The sequence below is a fragment of the Rhizobium sp. BK313 genome, assembly GCF_014193655.1.
Classification (GTDB): Bacteria; Pseudomonadota; Alphaproteobacteria; order Rhizobiales; family Rhizobiaceae; genus Rhizobium.
The window spans coordinates 601,536-618,945 of the sequence record NZ_JACHZQ010000001.1 but is presented as its reverse complement, the minus strand read 5'-3'; the positions used below and the strand labels follow the sequence as shown (position 1 = coordinate 618,945).

14 protein-coding genes are annotated in these 17,410 nt (G+C 58.3%); 6 read left to right on the top strand and 8 right to left on the bottom strand.

The genetic code is table 11. The annotated features are described in order from the left end of the window. Positions 1-6: 6 nt before the first annotated feature. The 4 genes from FHT86_RS02935 to FHT86_RS02920 form a co-directional block, all read right to left on the bottom strand. The gene (locus FHT86_RS02935; protein ID WP_133705446.1) at positions 7-1,071 is read right to left on the bottom strand and encodes a Gfo/Idh/MocA family protein; all 1,065 of its coding nucleotides are present in this window, start codon (positions 1,069-1,071) and stop codon (positions 7-9) included. Then, a complete protein-coding gene (locus FHT86_RS02930) occupies positions 1,068-1,907 on the bottom strand; it encodes a carbohydrate ABC transporter permease (RefSeq protein ID WP_133705445.1) in 840 nt (279 codons plus the stop codon). Before FHT86_RS02930 ends, FHT86_RS02935 begins: the two co-directional genes overlap by 4 nt. Before the next feature lie 12 nt (positions 1,908-1,919). Beyond that, complete coding sequence (locus FHT86_RS02925; RefSeq protein ID WP_133705444.1) at positions 1,920-2,873, bottom strand: carbohydrate ABC transporter permease; 954 nt, start codon at positions 2,871-2,873, stop codon at positions 1,920-1,922. A gap of 311 nt (positions 2,874-3,184) precedes the next feature. Beyond that, positions 3,185-4,441, bottom strand: a complete 1,257-nt coding sequence (locus FHT86_RS02920) for an ABC transporter substrate-binding protein (protein WP_133705443.1) — start codon at positions 4,439-4,441, stop codon at positions 3,185-3,187. Positions 4,442-4,988: 547 nt separating this feature from the next. Here FHT86_RS02920 and FHT86_RS02915 point away from each other — a divergent pair. Next, the gene (locus tag FHT86_RS02915) at positions 4,989-5,873 is read left to right on the top strand and encodes a BadF/BadG/BcrA/BcrD ATPase family protein (protein WP_133705442.1); all 885 of its coding nucleotides are present in this window, start codon (positions 4,989-4,991) and stop codon (positions 5,871-5,873) included. Next, entirely contained in the window at positions 5,870-6,634 is a 765-nt protein-coding gene (locus tag FHT86_RS02910) for a GntR family transcriptional regulator (RefSeq protein ID WP_133705441.1), read from the top strand. The genes FHT86_RS02915 and FHT86_RS02910 overlap by 4 nt, the downstream gene beginning before the upstream one ends. A gap of 209 nt (positions 6,635-6,843) precedes the next feature. Here FHT86_RS02910 and metH read toward each other — a convergent pair whose 3' ends face one another. Then, positions 6,844-10,620 (bottom strand): methionine synthase, encoded by a 3,777-nt coding sequence (gene metH / locus FHT86_RS02905; protein ID WP_133705440.1) that lies wholly within the window; start codon positions 10,618-10,620, stop codon positions 6,844-6,846. A 269-nt stretch (positions 10,621-10,889) separates the two neighbouring features. Here metH and FHT86_RS02900 point away from each other — a divergent pair, with 269 nt between their 5' ends. Beyond that, positions 10,890-12,146, top strand: a complete 1,257-nt coding sequence (locus tag FHT86_RS02900; protein WP_133705439.1) for an AGE family epimerase/isomerase — start codon at positions 10,890-10,892, stop codon at positions 12,144-12,146. A gap of 45 nt (positions 12,147-12,191) precedes the next feature. Here the strand turns inward: FHT86_RS02900 and FHT86_RS02895 are convergent, their stop codons facing one another. Continuing rightward, entirely contained in the window at positions 12,192-12,680 is a 489-nt protein-coding gene (locus FHT86_RS02895; RefSeq protein WP_133705438.1) for a heme-degrading domain-containing protein, read from the bottom strand. 403 nt (positions 12,681-13,083) lie between these two features. On the opposite strand from FHT86_RS02895, the gene FHT86_RS02890 reads away from it, so the two are divergent. From FHT86_RS02890 to FHT86_RS02880, 3 genes are all read left to right on the top strand, one after another. Then, positions 13,084-14,001, top strand: coding sequence for a polysaccharide lyase (locus FHT86_RS02890; RefSeq protein ID WP_409527577.1), 918 nt, complete (start codon positions 13,084-13,086; stop codon positions 13,999-14,001). 134 nt (positions 14,002-14,135) lie between these two features. Beyond that, positions 14,136-14,432 (top strand): hypothetical protein, encoded by a 297-nt coding sequence (locus FHT86_RS02885; RefSeq protein ID WP_133705436.1) that lies wholly within the window; start codon positions 14,136-14,138, stop codon positions 14,430-14,432. A gap of 302 nt (positions 14,433-14,734) precedes the next feature. After that, the gene (locus FHT86_RS02880) at positions 14,735-14,941 is read left to right on the top strand and encodes a hypothetical protein (RefSeq protein ID WP_133705435.1); all 207 of its coding nucleotides are present in this window, start codon (positions 14,735-14,737) and stop codon (positions 14,939-14,941) included. A 209-nt stretch (positions 14,942-15,150) separates the two neighbouring features. Here FHT86_RS02880 and FHT86_RS02875 read toward each other — a convergent pair whose 3' ends face one another. Then, a complete protein-coding gene (locus FHT86_RS02875; RefSeq protein WP_133705434.1) occupies positions 15,151-16,005 on the bottom strand; it encodes a sugar phosphate isomerase/epimerase in 855 nt (284 codons plus the stop codon). Between the two features lie 235 nt (positions 16,006-16,240). After that, positions 16,241-17,329: an NAD(P)H-dependent flavin oxidoreductase gene (locus tag FHT86_RS02870; protein ID WP_133705433.1), complete on the bottom strand. Its 1,089-nt coding sequence runs from the start codon at positions 17,327-17,329 to the stop codon at positions 16,241-16,243. Positions 17,330-17,410 lie beyond the last annotated feature (81 nt).

Here is a 17,410-nt window from a genome sequence, read left to right as displayed (position 1 = left end):
TATCCCTTACAAATAAACGGGCTTGCCGGTGCGCACGCTCTCGTCGGCGGCGAGGCAGATACGCAGCGATTGAACGGCGTCGGCCATATGGCGGCTGAGATCGGCATCCTCTCGGATCGCCTTCAGTACGAAGGCCTGCTCGAGGTCGCACAGCTCCTGATGACCTGGCTCGCCGTCCATGCGCAGATCCTGGTCCGGCCGGATGAACTTACCGTCCGGACCGGTTTCGGCGGTGTGCAGCCGGATAACGGACGTCTTGGTGTGAGTGTCGATGTCATCGGACTTCGCATTCGGGTCCATGACGATAGAAACCGCACCGTTCGGCGACATGACATCCTTAACGAAGAAGGCGGTCTCGGAAATCATCGGCCCCCAGCCGGCCTCATACCAGCCAACCGAACCATCTTCGTAGATCACTTGCAGATGGCCGTAGTTGTACATATCCGGCGCGATCTCGTTCGACATACGCAGGCCCATGCCACGCACCTCGACCGGCTTGGCGTCAGTGATCTGGCACATGACGTCGACATAATGCACGCCACAATCGACGATCGGCGACGTCGTCCGCATCAGCGCCTTGTGCGTTTCCCAGGTCGGGCCGCTCGACTGCTGGTTCAGGTTCATGCGGAAAACATAGGGGCCGCCGAGCTTGCGGGCTTCGGCGATCAAGCGCATCCACGACGGATGATGGCGCAGGATATAGCCGATCACCAGTTTGCGGCCGGCTTTCTTCGCGGCCGCCACCACACGTTCGGCATCCTCGACGGTCGTTGCCAGCGGCTTTTCGACGAAAACGTCGCAGCCGGCTTCGAAAGCCATCACCGCATAGTCGGCGTGACTGTCGGAATAAGTATTGATCGAGCAGAGATCAGGCTTCAGCTCTTTCAGAGCCGTCTCGAAATCCGCATGGATCGTGTACCCCCGCAGCTCATCCGCCAGCTTCGGCGTGGAGCGGTTAACGAGGCCCACCACCTCGAAACCAGGATTGTTGTGATAGGCGAGCGCATGGCTGCGGCCCATATTGCCCAGGCCGGCGACGAGAACACGGATCGGCTTTTCGGATGAGCTCACTTGACTGCTCCAGAAGTAATGCCGCGAATGAGTTGGCGCGAAAAGATAACGTAAAGCACGAGGATCGGCAGGATGGCGAGCGACAGCGCCGCCAGCACTGCATTCCAGTTGGTGACGAACTGGCCAATGAATATCTGCGACCCCAGCGTAACAGTCTTGGTCGCCTCGCTCGGTGCCAGGATTAGCGGGAACCACAGGTCGTTCCAGATCGGGATCATGGTGAAGACAGCAACCGTCGCCATGGCAGGACGCACCAGCGGCAGCACGAGACGGAAGAAGATCGCATATTCACTGAGCCCATCGATGCGCCCGGCATTCTTCAGGTCATCGGAAACAGTACGCATGAATTCCGAGAGAATGAAAATCGCCAGCGGCAGGCCCTGCGCCGTGTAAACGAGGATCAGCGAGGTCAACGTATTGACCAGACCGGCGGCGACCATGCCCTGCAGGATGGCGACCGTGCCGAGGCGGATCGGGATCATGATCCCGATCGCGAGATAAAGCCCCATGATTGTATTGCCCCGGAAACGGTATTCCGACAGCGCAAACGCGGCCATGGCGCCGAACAGCAGCGTGAAGATGATCGAGACGATTGTCACGACGAAACTGTTCTGGAAATAGGTGGCGAAATCACCCTGCCCCAGTACTGTCTTATAGCCGATCAAGCTGAAAGTGGACGGGGTGGGAACGCTCAAGGGCACGCGAAAGATCGAAGCGCGGTCCTTGAACGAGTTGACGATGGTGAGAAACACCGGAAACAGCGCTATCAGCGTGTAAGCAATGAGCGCGAGATGCACGAGGCCGGTGCGGATAAGGGAAGTGCGTGCCTTGGACATGGTCGCCTCTCCTCAGAACTGGTAGCGGCGGATGCGCCGCTGGACGATGAAAAGATAGAACGAGACGCCGGCGAGGATGATCAGGAACATCACCGTCGCAATGGTAGCGCCCATCGAGCGGTCGCCGGCCTGTAGCTGGAAGCCGAAGAACACACGGTAGAGCAGAGTACCGAGAATATCCGTGGAACCATCCGGCCCTGCTAGCGCGCCTTGAACAGTATAGACAAGGTCGAAAGCGTTGAAATTTCCGACGAAGGTCAGGATCGAAATGATGCCGATCGCTGGCAGCACAAGTGGCAGTTTGATCTTCCAGAACTGGCTCCAGCCTGTGATGCCGTCGCATTCGGCAGCTTCGATAACTTCCTCGGGAATGTTGAGCAGCGCCGCATAAATCAGCATCATCGGAATTCCGACATATTGCCAGACCGAAATCAGCGCGACGGTAACCAGCGCCGTACCAGGCTTACCAAGCCAGGGCGCAAAGAAGGACTTCAGGCCGACCAGCCCCATCAGATCGGGTGCGACACCCCAAAGCGGCGACAGGATCAGTTTCCAGATGAAGCCGACAATGACGAAGGACAGCAGCGTCGGCAGGAACATGGCCGTGCGGTAGAAGGCGACAAACCGCAACTTCGGCAGAGAAAGAAGTGCTGCGAGCGCAACACCGATGGGGTTCTGTACGCACATATGGATGATGAAAAAGATCACATTGTTGCGCAGCGCATTCCAGAAATCATGCGCCCAACGTTCATCCCCAAACAAGACCTTGAAATTATTGAGGCCGACAAAGACAGGCTGGTTGTCGACGACATTGAAAAGCGAGAGCCGCAACGTCTCGATTAGAGGCAGGATCATCACGGCCGTATAGACTATGAAGGCCGGAAGAAGGAAAACGAGGATATGCCAGCGCATTTGGCGCTTGATCGGTGCCGCGGTGTGTGCGGCAGATAATTCGGCTTCGCTCATGGCATTCTGCCCGTTTTTATTGGCTGCAGCTCAGGGCGGCAGCGCAAATGGTCAAATTCGTCCGCAATCCCGGCCCCAAACAATTGTGGAGAAACGACGTCCGGCGCGTCACGATGCTGATATCTCGACTGTCGCCAGCCTGGCGCCTGTCGCATAGAAAATGAAGAAGGGTGCGGCTCTGTCTTGTCCCGGCAGCCGGGAAAAGCGGCAAGCCGCACCCTCTATCTTTCTCTCTGACCGCCTACCGCGCGGGAAGAGAGCGAGGACGAGGAGCTTAGAAAGGCCCCTCGTCCGGATGCATCAAGGCAGGATCACTTGGCCGGCTTGTACCAGCTGTCGAGGCCCTTCTGCAGCTTTGCGGCAGCAGCGTCCGGCGTATCCGTGCCGTTGATGACGTTGGCGGATTCCGTCCAGGTGTCGTTTTCCAGGTTCGGCGTGCCGCGCGACAGGATCTGGTAGGTCGAGCGAACGGTCGACTTGTGATTGTCGCGCCAGGAGACAAATTCCTGGGCGAGCGGATCGGTCATCTTCACCGGATGCGAGTTCAGGCTGAAGAAGCCCGGCAGCGAGTTGGCGTAAAGGTTAGCGAACTCGTCGGAAGCAACCCAGCTCAGGAACTTCTTGGCTTCGTCCGGATGTGCGCTCTTGGTATTCAGGCCGACGCCGATATCCGGATGGTCGGAGATGTAAGCCGTGTCGCCAGCCTTTGCGACCGGCGGCGGGAAGGCACCCATCTTGAACTGGGCCTGCGTATTGAACAGCGCGATTTCCCACGAACCGGCCGGGTAGATGGCAGCCCTGCCGAGCGTGAAGAGGTTCTGGCTGTCCGCGTAGCCCTGGGCCTCGAAACCGTCGCCGAGGTAAGGCTTCCACTTAGCGAGTTCCTTGTAGGGATCGACCCACGGAGCGTCGGTCAGCTTTTCCTTGCCGGCGATCAGGGCCTCACGACCGTCTTCACCCTTCCAATAGTTCGGACCGATGTTCTGGTAGCCCATCGTAGCGGCTTCCCAGAGGTCCTTCGTGCCCATGGCCATCGGAATGTAAGTGCCGTCAGCCTTGATCTTGTCGAGAACCGCGAAGAATTCGTCGCGGGTCGTCGGAACCTTCAGGCCGAGCTTGTCGAAGGCGTCCTTGTTGTAGATGAAGCCGTGGATAACCGAAGCCATCGGCACGCAGAAGGTCGACTTGCCGTCGTCGGTGGTCCAGGCGGCCTTGGCCACCGGCGAGAAGTTGTCCATGCCCGGCAGCGACGTCAGGTCGGAGAGCTGCTTCTTGTTGAAGAGGTCCAGCGAGGTGAACGGGCGGCAGGTGATGATGTCGCCCGCAGAACCGGCGTCGAGCTTGGCGTTCAGCGCTGCGTTGTACTCGGTCGGAGCCGTCGGCGAGAAGACGACCTTGATGCCGGGGTTCTTGGCTTCGAAAGCCGGGATGATCTTGTCCTGCCAAATCTGCAGGTCGTCGTTGCGCCAGCTTTCAAGCGTCAGCGTCACGTCCGCCGCATGCGCAAAGCTAACCGAGGTCAGCAGGCTGGATGCGAGGAGCAAGCCCTTCAGAACATTGTTTTTCATTTCCCTCTCCTGTTTAAGCGCCTGGAATAAGGCACTGTTCTCGATCTGAAAAATCCGCTGGCATATCCGAGGAAACAGCCAACGCTCCACAAGGACCGCCAACATTGCCGGCCCCAAATGCACAAGGGCACGCGAGGCACTGTGCCTGATCGGCCCGACGTGACCTGCCGGACGACCGGACAGAGACACCAGAAACTCAACACACGGGAAATTCATGACAACGCTGTCGCATGGACCCTCTTGATCCACGCGGCTCCTGACAACGGCAGAGGTCCGCCACCTTCTGCTAGGCCTTCCGGCTATTGTTATCCTGCCGGTTCTGCCGATGCCTGTTCGAACTGTTCCCTTGACAAGAATTAAGGCCAAAAAAATACCAATTGTCCAGCCGAATTTAACTTTTAGGAGCGAGAAAAAACGACAAAAAAATTTTATCAATATTTTTCAATATGATACAGAGACGAAAAAAGCGACGCATTGCCTATTGGTAAATGGTATTTTTTTGGTATTGTAGGAAAAAATGGGGAATGGGTGGTATCCGGAGGATGCGATGGCGGAGTTTGCGATCGGTATCGACGGCGGCGGGACAAGCTGCCGCGCTGCTGTGACGGACAGAATGGGCAAAGTTCTCGGCACCGGCAAGGCGGGTGCCGCCAACATCCTTTCCGATCTCGAAAACTCTTTGATCAATATCGTCGCATCCGCACGACAGGCACTCAACGATGCAGGACTCGATCCGGAGCTGGCGTATAAACTGCCCGCAGTTGTTGGCACGGCCGGTGCCAATGTCGGCGACTACGGCAAGCGCATCGAAAAAGCCCTGCCCTTTGCGAACGGCCACGTCGTCACCGATGCAATGATTGCGCTTCAGGGTGCGCTCGGCGATGCCGACGGAGTCATCGGCGCATTCGGCACCGGCTCCGTCTACAACGCCCGCTGTAAGGGCAAGATCTGGGGTATCGGCGGCTGGGGTTTTGTCGTCGGCGACCAGGCCAGCGGTGCGCGTCTCGGCCGCGATTTGCTGGAACGATCGCTTCTGGCACGGGACGGTGTACGCCAACCCTCGCCGCTTACCGAGAAAATCATGACGGAATTTGGCGGCGATCCCGAACGCATCGTCGAATTCGCGCATGTTTCCAAACCAAAGGATTTCGCGCGTTATGCACCGATGGTCTTCGAATACGCCGAAAGCGGCGATGTGATCGCTGTCGGCATCGTGAAGACAGCGGTAAGCGCCATCTCCGAAAGTCTCGATGCCCTGCTCTGGCCCGAATGCCCGTCGATTTGCCTGCTGGGCGGCCTCTCGAAGGCATATCATCCCTGGCTCGATGCGCGGCATAAGGCGCTTCTCACGGAACCGAAAGGCGACGTATTGCGCGGCGCGGTCGAACTGGCGGCCAAGCTCCTGCAAAATGACACGGGGGGCACGCCATGACAGAGGATCTGAGCCATATCTTTTCGCCAGGACGCCTGCTCGCCGGCGGAACCGGTCCGCTCTATGTCAAGCTTCGCCGGACGCTCGAAGACGCCGTCAAGGTCGGAACGTTGAAACATGGCGATGCCCTGCCGCCGGAACGCGACATCGCCGAATATGCCGCCGTCAGCCGCGTGACAGTGCGCAAGGCGATCGACGATCTCGTCGCCGAAGGCGTGCTCGTCCGTCGCCACGGCTCCGGCACCTTCGTCGCCAAACCTGTTTCCAAGGTCGAACAACGCCTGTCCCAGCTAACGTCTTTCACGGAAGATATGGCCCGGCGCGGCATGACGGCACGCTCCGAATGGCTGCACAAGGGCGTGCACACCCCTTCGCCCGATGAAATGATGATCCTCGGCCTCGCAGCCGACACCAAGGTCTCCCGCCTCAGCCGTCTGCGCATCGCCGACGACCAGCCGCTGGCCATCGAACATGCCAGCGTCTCCGGCGAGTTCCTGCCCGACCCATCGACCGTGACCGCCTCGCTCTATGCCGAGCTCGAAAAGCGCCAGGTCCGCCCGGTTCGTGCCGTACAACGCATCTCCGCGACTAACATGAAAGAAGCCGACGCTGGTCTGCTCGGTGTCCCTGTCGGCGCCGCCGGCCTATCGATCGAACGCATCTCCTACCTCGGCTCGGGTCGCGCCGTGGAATTCACCCGCTCGCTTTACCGAGGAGACGCATATGACTTTGTTGCGGAGCTGACGATCGGGCCGACCTAGAGCATCCCGCTATCAGATGGAACCACCGGAAAGCGGACAAGATTCTCTGAATTCAAAAGACTAGACCGCGGAATTCACGAGAGCCGGGCAATCCAGTCGGCGTGATCGGCAAGCCCGTCGCAAACCTCGTCGACAGATATCAATGGCATATTGTTTTCTATCGCGGTCGCAGCAACGGGCATTTTCCACCCCGGCTTCGAACCCGATCGTCACGCCGCATCGTCCACGGCAGCATCGCGCTTTTCCGGCACGTAGTTGAGCACAGGTCCGAGCCAACGCTCCACTTCGGCAATCGGCATGTCCTTGCGGGCCGCATAGTCTTCGACCTGATCTCGCTCGACCTTGGCGACACCGAAATAATAGGAGTCGGGATGGCCGATATAGAGGCCGGAGACAGAGGAGCCGGGCCACATGGCGTAGCTTTCGGTGAGCTTCACGCCCGTTGCCGCTTCCGCATCGAGCAGACGGAACAGGGTCCCCTTCTCGGTGTGGTCGGGCTGGGCAGGATAGCCCGGTGCCGGGCGGATGCCGGCATAAGATTCCGACAACAGGTCGTCGCCGCTAAGGTTTTCATCCTTGGCATAGCCCCAGAACTCGCGCCGTACCCGCTCATGCATCCGCTCGGCAAAAGCCTCAGCGAAACGATCGGCTAGCGCCTTGACAAGGATCGAAGAGTAATCGTCATTGGCACGCTCAAAACGCTCGGCAATGGCTATTTCCTCGATACCTGCCGTGACGACGAAACCGCCGACGTAATCGCCGACGCCGCTCGAAACCGGCGCCACAAAATCCGACAGAGCCACGTTCGGCCGGCCGTCTCGCTTCGACAATTGCTGACGCAATGTAAAGAAGGTCGCGAGTTCGTCGGTGCGACCCTCATCGGTGAACAGGCGGATGTCATCTCCGATCGCACCCGCCGGCCAGAAGCCGACGACGGCGCGCGGACGGAACCAGTTTTCTGCTATGATTTTTTCCAGCATCGCCTGCGCATCGGCATAAAGCTGTCGTGCTGCTTCACCCTGCTTCTCGTCTTGGAGGATTGCCGGGAAACGGCCCTTCAATTCCCAGGTCTGGAAGAACGGTGTCCAGTCGATATATGTGGCCAGTTCCGCCAGATCGTAGTTCTCAAACACCTTCGTTCCGAAGAACTGCGGTGTCACCGGCTTGTAATTAGCCCAATCGACCTTCTCGGCATTCTCGCGGGCCCTTGCGATAGGCAGGCGCACCTTCTCCGCCTCGCTGCGGGCATGCGCCGCGGCGACCTTGGCATATTCAGCGCGGACCGTATCGACATAGCCCTGCTGAGCCTCCGGCGACAACAGCGCCGAGACGACACCGACGGCACGGCTGGCATCGGTGACATACACCGTCTGCCCCTTTTCATAACGCGGATGGATCTTTACAGCCGTGTGCACACGGCTGGTGGTCGCGCCGCCGATCAGCAACGGGATATCAAACCCCTGACGCTCCATTTCCGAGGCGACATGTACCATCTCGTCCAAGGACGGGGTGATCAGCCCAGAGAGGCCGATGATATCGACCTTCTCGGCGATTGCCGTTTCCAGGATCTTCGTCGCCGGCACCATAACGCCGAGATCGATGATTTCGTAATTGTTGCAGGCGAGCACAACGCCGACGATGTTCTTGCCGATATCGTGCACATCGCCCTTGACGGTCGCCATCAATACTTTGCCCGCCGCCTGACGCTCACCGCTGCCACCGTTGGCAAGCTTTTCCGCCTCCATGTAGGGCAACAGAACGGCCACGGCCTGCTTCATCACACGGGCCGACTTCACCACCTGCGGCAGGAACATCTTGCCCGAGCCAAAGAGATCGCCGACGACATTCATGCCGGCCATCAGCGGACCTTCGATGACATGCAACGGACGATCCGCCTTTTGCCGTGCCTCCTCGGTGTCCGCTTCGATATATTCGGTGATGCCATTGACCAGCGCGTGTTCCAGCCGCTTCTCGACCGGCCAATCACGCCAGGCAAGATCCTGCACTTTGGCCTCCCGGTTGCCGGCGCCACGAAAACGCTCGGCTATTTCGAGCAGCCGCTCGGTGCCATCGGGCCGGCGGTTGAGCACGACATCTTCGCAGGCTTCGCGCAGCTCCGGATCGATGTTGTCGTAGACCGCAAGCTGACCGGCGTTGACGATACCCATATCCATACCCGCCTGAATGGCGTGGTAGAGGAACACGGCATGCATCGCCTCGCGCACCGGCTCGTTGCCGCGGAAGGAGAAAGAGAGATTCGATACGCCGCCAGAGATATGAACCAGCGGCATGGTTTGGCGGATCGTCCGCGTCGCCTCGATGAAGTCGACGCCGTAATTATTATGCTCCTCGATGCCGGTCGCGACCGCGAAGATATTCGGATCAAAGATAATGTCTTCCGGCGGCAGCCCCGCCTCTTCGGTCAGAAGGTTGTAGGCACGCGCGCAGATCTCGACCTTGCGCTGATAGCTATCGGCTTGCCCCTGCTCGTCGAACGCCATGACGACGACGGCAGCGCCATAGTTGCGCAATAGTCGCGCCTGCTTAAGAAAATTCTCTTCGCCCTCTTTCAGCGAGATCGAGTTGACAATCGGCTTGCCCTGCACGCATTTCAGGCCCGCTTCGATGATCGAGAATTTCGAGCTGTCTATCATGACGGGCACGCGGGCGATATCCGGCTCTGCGGCGATCAGGTTGAGGAACTCGACCATCGCCTTTTCGGAATCGATCAGGCCTTCGTCCATGTTGATGTCGATCACCTGCGCACCGTTTTCGACCTGGTCACGCGCAACGGCCAATGCTGCAGTATAGTCGGCATTAGTGATCAGTTTGCGGAACTTTGCCGAGCCGGTGACATTTGTGCGTTCGCCGACGTTGACGAAGGGGATGTCCTTGGTCAACTCGAAGGGTTCGAGGCCGGAGAGCGACATGAACGGGCGGTGCGCCGCAAGCTGGCGCGGCTGACATTTCGAAACCGCTTGAGCGATCGCGGCGATATGCTCCGGCGTCGAGCCGCAGCAGCCGCCGACGATGTTGACGAGGCCGTCGCGAGCAAAGCCTTCGACCTGCGCCGCCATCATGTCAGGCGTTTCGTCATATTGGCCGAACTCGTTCGGCAGGCCGGCATTGGGATAGGCGCAGATGAAGGTATCGGCAGCGCCCGAAAGCTCCTGCAGGTGCGGCCGCATGGCGTTGGCGCCGAGCGCGCAGTTGAGGCCGATGGTGAAGGGATTTGCGTGGCGCACCGAATTCCAGAAGGCCGACGGCGTCTGGCCGGAGAGCGTCCGGCCGGAAAGATCGGTGATCGTGCCAGAGATCATAACCGGCAGGCGAACGCCTTTCGCCTCGAACCGCTCCTCGCAAGCGAAAATGGCTGCCTTGGCGTTTAGCGTATCGAAGATCGTCTCGATGAGGATGATATCAGCGCCACCGTCGATCAAACCGTCGATCTGCTCTCCATAGGCCAGTCGCAAATCGTCGAAGCTCACCGCGCGATAGCCGGGATTATTGACGTCGGGAGAAATCGAAGCGGTACGGTTGGTCGGGCCGATGGCGCCGGCCACAAAACGGCGCCTGCCGTCCTCGCGTTCTGCGCGGATTGCCGCCCGGCGCGCAACTGCCGCCCCCTCCTTGTTCAGATCGTAGACCGCACCTTCCATCTGATAGTCGGCCTGCGCGATGCGGGTCGAAGAGAACGTATTGGTCTCGAGAATATCCGCGCCGGCCTTGGCGTAGCGATAGTGGATCTCCTCGATGGCATCTGGCTGAGTAAGAATGAGAAGGTCGTTGTTGCCCTTCTGATGACAGGCGCAGCCAATGAAGCGATCGCCGCGGAAATGATCCTCGTCAAAGCCAAGCCCCTGTATCTGGGTGCCCATGGCGCCATCGAGCACGAGGATTCGCTCGCTCGCCGCCTGCCTCAGGGCCGCGAACACTTCGCTGCCATCGCGCTTCGCTGTTTCCGATCCGAAAAGATTGTCAAACATAAGCGAACTCCATTGGCCTGATTGCGACTTCGCACTCAGATCACATAAAGATATCTTTATGTCAACATATCTATGCCCAGGTGAAGCTTGACGCAAGGATAAAGCTTCTATTGTTTGCCGCACTTCCGAAAATACCATTGCGACCGGCTGGTAACCCCTTCAGCCGTGGACAAAGCAAAGCAGCCGACACAGTTTCATTCCATAGAGTCATGACAGGACTTTCTGGCGGCGCTATAGGGCTTATGGCAAAAGAGTCTTGGGAGGATAGCATGAGCATACAGCGTGAAACGGCAGCACTCGGAAATTGGAGCACGCGAGCCTACCACCGGCGCTGGCTGCTTGATCAAGCGAGCGGGCTTTTCGATTTCTTCCAGTATCGCGGCATCAATCCCAAGGGGGGATTCTACGATATGGACGATGCGGGCAGGCCGCTCGATGCGGTCAATCCTGTGCGCGGCATTCATTTGACTGCGCGTATGGTGCATTGTTTCTCGATCGGTTCGCTGCTCGGGCGTCCCGGCTCCGAAGATATCGTCGATCACGGCATGAACTACCTTTGGAAGCATCACCGCGATGCCACGCATGGAGGGTATGTCTGGTCGCTCAACAATGACGGTCCCGTCGATGCAAGCAAGCAGGGCTATGGCCACGCTTTCGTGCTGCTCGCCGCCTCCTCTGCCAAGACCATCGGCCACCCTCTCGCTGACGGCATGCTCGCCGATGTGACCGAAATTCTGAACACGAAATTTTGGGAAGATAAACACGGCGCAATCGCCGAGGAGTTCAATCAGGATTGGTCGCCGATCGACGGCGGCAGCTATCGCGGCCAGAATTCCAATATGCACCTGACGGAGGCGCTGATGGCCGCCTTCGAAGCGACCGGCGACAAAACGTACCTCGACAAAGCCGAGAGCATAGCCGATCTCGTCATCCGTCGTTCCGCCGGTTCTGTTGGTTGGCGCGTCGCCGAACACTTCAATGCCGACTGGGTGCTGGACAAGGATTATCGCGGCAACGAAATGTTCCGTCCTTCCGGCACGACGCCTGGCCATTGGCTGGAATGGGCGCGCCTCGTCCTGCAACTCTGGTCTCTCGGTGGCAAGCGACACGATTGGATGCCAGACGCCGCTAAGGGTTTGTTCTCCCAATCGATGTCATTGGGCTGGGATGATGACAAGGGCGGCTTCTTCTATACGCTCGATTGGGCTGACGTCCCTGCCAAGCGTAACAAGCTCTGGTGGCCCGCCTGCGAAGGTGCCGGTGCGGCACACTATCTCAACGAGCACGTGCCGAGCGATTTCCACGAGGAAAGTTATCGCAAGATCTGGGGCACCATCGGCCACTTCTTCATCGACCACAAAAATGGTGGTTGGTATGAGGAACTGACGGAAGACCTAGTTCCTGCCCACACGATTTTCCCTGGCAAGGGCGACATTTATCACGCCCTGCAGGCCTGCCTCATCCCACTCTTCCCAGCAACCGGCAGCCTGACCAAAGTCATCGCCGAAGCCGGCGGGAAAATCTGAGATCAAGGGCGGCGTCCGCTTTGAGCGTGACGCCGCAATTGACCTCTACGACAGGCTGAGATTGTGCAGTTCGTGGCCAAGCGTGAGCGCCAGGGCTTCCACGACGAGATTGTGGTCTTCACGCTGCGGAAGTCCCGACACGGTGACGGCCCCAATGCAGCCTGTGCCGTTGACAAAGATCGGAAAGCTGCCGCCCGATGCGGCATAGTCGGCACTGGAAAGTCCGTTGTCCTCGATCGTCTTACCCTGCTGTTCCAGCCGCAGCGTGCTCGCGTAACTGCTGCGGAAATAACGCAACACCATATTGCGCTTGCGGCGAATCCAGTTGGAATTATCAGGCGTCGAACCGGGCAACGCGATGTAAAAGACCGGCATGGAATGCAGCGTAATGTCGATCGCGACACCAAAATTGCGCTCGCTGGCAAGGTCGTGCAACAATTTGCCAAGCACCCAAGCCGTCGAAAGATCGAAAGCATCGAAGCGCAGCGTCTCCTCCTGCAGCGCAATGCGGCTAAGGTCGTGTTCGAGCGTCATGGAAATCCTTCCTCCAAAATTGTTCGGCTTATCAAACGCGGACGAGGCGATTTGTCCACTCATCTCTTGGGCATGTCTAAGCCGAGCCGCCATTTTTGCCAAAAGCAAGGATCGTAGTCTTCGGGCTCGAAAGCCTCGAACCACCATCCGGCTAAAAAGTCAGCTCGCCGACATGGCCCCCCAGTCGGCTGAGATATTGAGATCTACGCAGATATGAATTTCCACCGCTGTCTTCTGGCATCGACCAGCGACCGTGACCTGGTACCGAATGTCGCCTCCCCTTGCCCCGCAAAGACGAACAGGTCATTGATAGCGCTCCACAATCAACCCGCCGAAGGAGCCTCCTGTCATGAACGCAAAATATGCACTGCCCGCCATTCTGGCCTGCACTTGCACCTGCGCTATGACCCCGGCATTGGCTAAAGATCCCGCTCAATTGGTGCTGCGCGACGGCTTCGACGGCACGGACTTCGCTCCCACAGGACATCTCTACTATCGCAACAATCTTGAACAGGAAGCCGGCAAAGTCGAATTCCAATCGGAGGTGAAGCGCACGGGCACTGGTGCGCTGAAACTCAGCGTCAAGCCGTTGTGCGCACAAGGTAAGGAAAACTGTAGCGAGCGAGCCGAAATCTGGGAGCGCACGAAATATCGTGTCCCCTATAACCAGGGTGTCTGGTACGGTTTTGCCGTCAAATTCGCCGATCCCATCCCCTCCGGTGATCACCGCTATCTCATTGCGCAGTGGAAGCGCGAGATCGGGCCGAAGGCAAAGGGGGACTTCAGTCCTTTCCTGGCGCTGCGACTAAACAATGGCAAACTCTTCGCCACCGTCGAAACCAACTATGTCGCCCCAGCGACGACCGACGTCAGCGACGCAACAAAGACATGTGATGACCATAAGACGCCAGTCTGGTTTCGCTCCGACACCAACCAGATGCGCGCCCTGGTCGCCACCGACAGCAAGTGGGGCAAGGAGGACGGCAAGGAATTTACCGGCTGCACCAGTGCCATCACCGTTACCGACCACGGCAACAAGCTGCCGACGCCGGATTCCGGCTGGATCGATTTTGCCATCTACAGCAAGCCAGGCCCTGACGGCACAGGCCATATCGAACTCTTCGCCAACGACAAATGGATTGTCACCGTTAAGGGACATATCGGTCATGCCGACAAGGGTCTGGGCAAAAACCAGTATTTCAAGTTTGGCCCCTATCGCGCCGCCGATACGACGGATTGGACACTCTATTACGACGATTTCCGCCGTTCGCCACGCTGCTCCGATGTGCTAACGGATGCGAATCTCTGCCCGATGAAATGACCGATTTCAGCATGTTTCGCCATCAACGACGAAACTCAGAAAAGTAATTGCCGAAAGACCATAATTTCATAGAATTTGGCTGAACTTTTTCGCCTCTCATTGGTTATCTGCCTCAGCAGAGGAGGACCACGGAAATGCTCACCACTCATCGCGATTGCAAACACCATGTGGAGAAAAATGCCATTCCTTCACTCGGCGAAATCGAGGGGCGTGTCGCAGTCCTCGAAGTCGTCGCCCAATCCGCGCTGACGCATGTCTTCTACGAAGGCCATGTCGACGTCGACGCGACCTTGCTGTCGGAGATTCGCAGGGCCATGCATCGGAAATGCCGCGAACTGAAACTCGATGGCGAAGACACAGCCTCCGCCCTCTCCTATGCCGAGGAATTGATTGAAGCAGCAGTCGAAGCGTCGCATCCGGTCCATCAATGATGCCTTCGCGGCCGAGACTTATCCTTTTGATCATGGTGGCGCTGGCCCTTGCGCTGGGCGTCGTCTTGTTCGCCGTGCCGCGTAACGGCAAGGATCAGCTCGAAAATCCGGCGCCGCACGCGCCCGATCAGACGCCGCAATAGCTTCTCGTCCAGCGAGCATATGTCCCGATACGAAACTGGATCTGTATCATATCAGGCTGGCATTAACGCCGGCGAGAGAAGTCGATTGCAATCTTTTGAAATCAAAGCAGTCTCTGCTCCGCCCCGCTCAAGTGTGAGCTTCCAACAACGGTGTAGCGAATGTCTATGATGGTCAACTCGCCCCTATATCCCGATGATGTCGACATTCTCGCCGGCGCGCTCTATGCTTGGTGCGCCGAACGCAGCATCAAACTGCAAAGCCAGGAAGGCCTGTCCGCGGCAAATGTCGCGATCAGCCTCTATGACGCCGGTTATCAGACACAGGATCAACTGCTGGGCGCCCTATACGAGTACGAATTTCATTGAAATTCATAGCGCCGTTCAGCCGAAAACCAGCGCTTCAACTGGAAGTTGATCTCCTATTACGGGCTCAACTATACACTTGAGCCTTTCCGCGATAGCCTGACAAATCGAGAACATGCCGGCGTTTCCTCTGCATCGGCTCTTCCGATCGATGCCTAAAGTCCGCGTGCAGCGAAGGAGGCCCCTCCTCCGCCGCCGTAATCATAGGGCTATCACGCCGCGGCCTTCCGCAACACAGCGGCGATGCAATTCCGCTCCTCCAAAATCCCTGACCATTCGTCTGCATAAAACGGAGAATCGTAGATCAGCGTGAACGGACCTTTGTACCCGGCGGCATTGGAGAGCTCGACACAGCGAACATAGTCCTCGGTATCGAGGCCAGTTTCAGAATAATGCGCCTTGGCGTGGCAGAGCTCGGCGCGGCCCATGATCCTGGCCAGATCGCCGTATTTGCCCGCGCCTTTCCAATTGCCGAAATCGCCGTTGAGACCAAGCTTGCCGTCGAGAGCATCAAGCACACGATTGACCTCGACCGGCCCCGGCAACAGCGAAAACCAGTTTTCAATCACCAGGCGGATACCGGTGTCGGCAATCCGTTCGGCCAGCCAACGAAGATGTTTTTCTGCCCGGGTCAGCGCCTCGTCAGTCGGCTGCGACTTGCCGGCAATTACGCGCATATTCTCGGCGCCGAGGGCCACAGCAATCTCGATCCAGCTCGCCATCCATTCAGCATCGCGCTCCGCCGTCTCGGGACTGCTGAGATCGCCGTCTTCGACCAATAGCGTCTGCAGCTTGACGCCGGCCTTATCGAGGGCATTCCGCAGGTCGGCAATATAAGAAGGCGAGCAGCTCGGTAGATGAAACGAGCAGATCTCCATGCGGAAAATGCCACGTTCGGCGAACTGTCTCGGGAGATCGATCAGCTCGACCGAACCCTCACCATAGGTCGGCTGGCGCGCCGGCGCGTCCAAGCCGCCAGGCTTGTAAGGATAAGTGCCTCCGAGCGCGCGATGTAGCGACCATGTGGAAACGGCAAAACGATCTGCTAAATCAGCCGTGGAACCCATTGATATCTCCTCCTTTTAATGCACGATCGGCATATCGAGATTGCGAACATAATCCAGAGCATCCTGACGAAACCGTTCTTGTCGGTCGTCTCATGACCCGGTTCATAAATTCCAGTGCAAACCGCCCGCACCCCATATGCTCCAAAACGAATCCCCAAGACCCGCTTGTCGATATTCGAAAACGGCAAGGTCCTTGTTGGTGCGGCTTGAGCTTTCATCGCGTTCATTTGCTTGACTAATCATGCCTTGCCAACCGCTTCATAAGCGCGATCGCGTCATTCGCCAAAACAGTGGTCAGCTCAGCCGACGGAAGCGATCGCGCCAATTTCGCGGCCTGACCGGACCAGAGGTTGGTGAAATCGCCGGAGTCAGCCGCCTCCGCCTTGGCACGCAGCGGCGCCAGTGCACCACCAGCCGTTGGAAATGCTGGCGCCAAATGGGAAAATGGCCCAACCTCGTGCATGATACGGTTCATCACCCCCCGCGCTGGGCGTCCGGTGAAGACATTGGTCAACGCCGTATTGTCGTCGCCTGCGCGCTCGAGCGCTGCGCGGTGAACCGGAGGAATTTTCGCCTCGGGCGTAAATAAATAGCTGGTACCGATCTGCGCGGCGGCGGCGCCAAGTGCGAAAGCTGCCGCAATCCCGCGTCCGTCCGCAATTCCGCCAGCGGCAATTACGGGAACGGCGACAGCATCGGCAATCTGGGGCACCAGCGCCATAGTGCCCACCTGCGTCGCCATATCTTGCGTCAGAAAATTGCCGCGATGACCTCCTGCCTCGAAACCCATGGCGATGACAGCATCGACGCCACGTTCGGCAAGCCATTGCGCCTCTGCGACCGTGGTCGCTGAAGAGATGATCTTAGCTCCGGTTGCCCGTACCCGTTGAATTAGACCCGCGTCCGGCAGCCCGAAATGAAAGCTGACGACCTCCGGCCGATAGGTCTCTACAATTTCACAGAAGAAGGTATCGAACGGCGCCCGTCCGCCAGCCGGAATCGGTGCGGCGGGATCAAGCCCCGCCTCGACATAGTAGGGCGCAAGCCGCGCTCGCCACGCCATTTGCCGCGCGGGATCGTTTTCGGGCACAGTGTGGGCGAAGAAGTTCACATTGATCGGCTTTTTCGTCGCCGCTCGTATCGTATCCAGAGCTGCCCGGAGTTGCTCGGCGCTGTATTGCGCGCTTGGCAAGGATCCGAGTCCGCCGGCCTCACTGACCGCAATCACCATCTCCGGCGTCGTCGCGCCTGCCATTGGCGCCTGTATGATAGGGATGTCGATGGCGAATAGGTCAAGGATCCGGGTTTCTGGCCATTGGCTCATCACAGGCGCCTTTCATCTCCGATGTCTGCCAATCACTATTACCAGCGTAATGACGGCGGTGATAATGTTTAGTTCAGATGA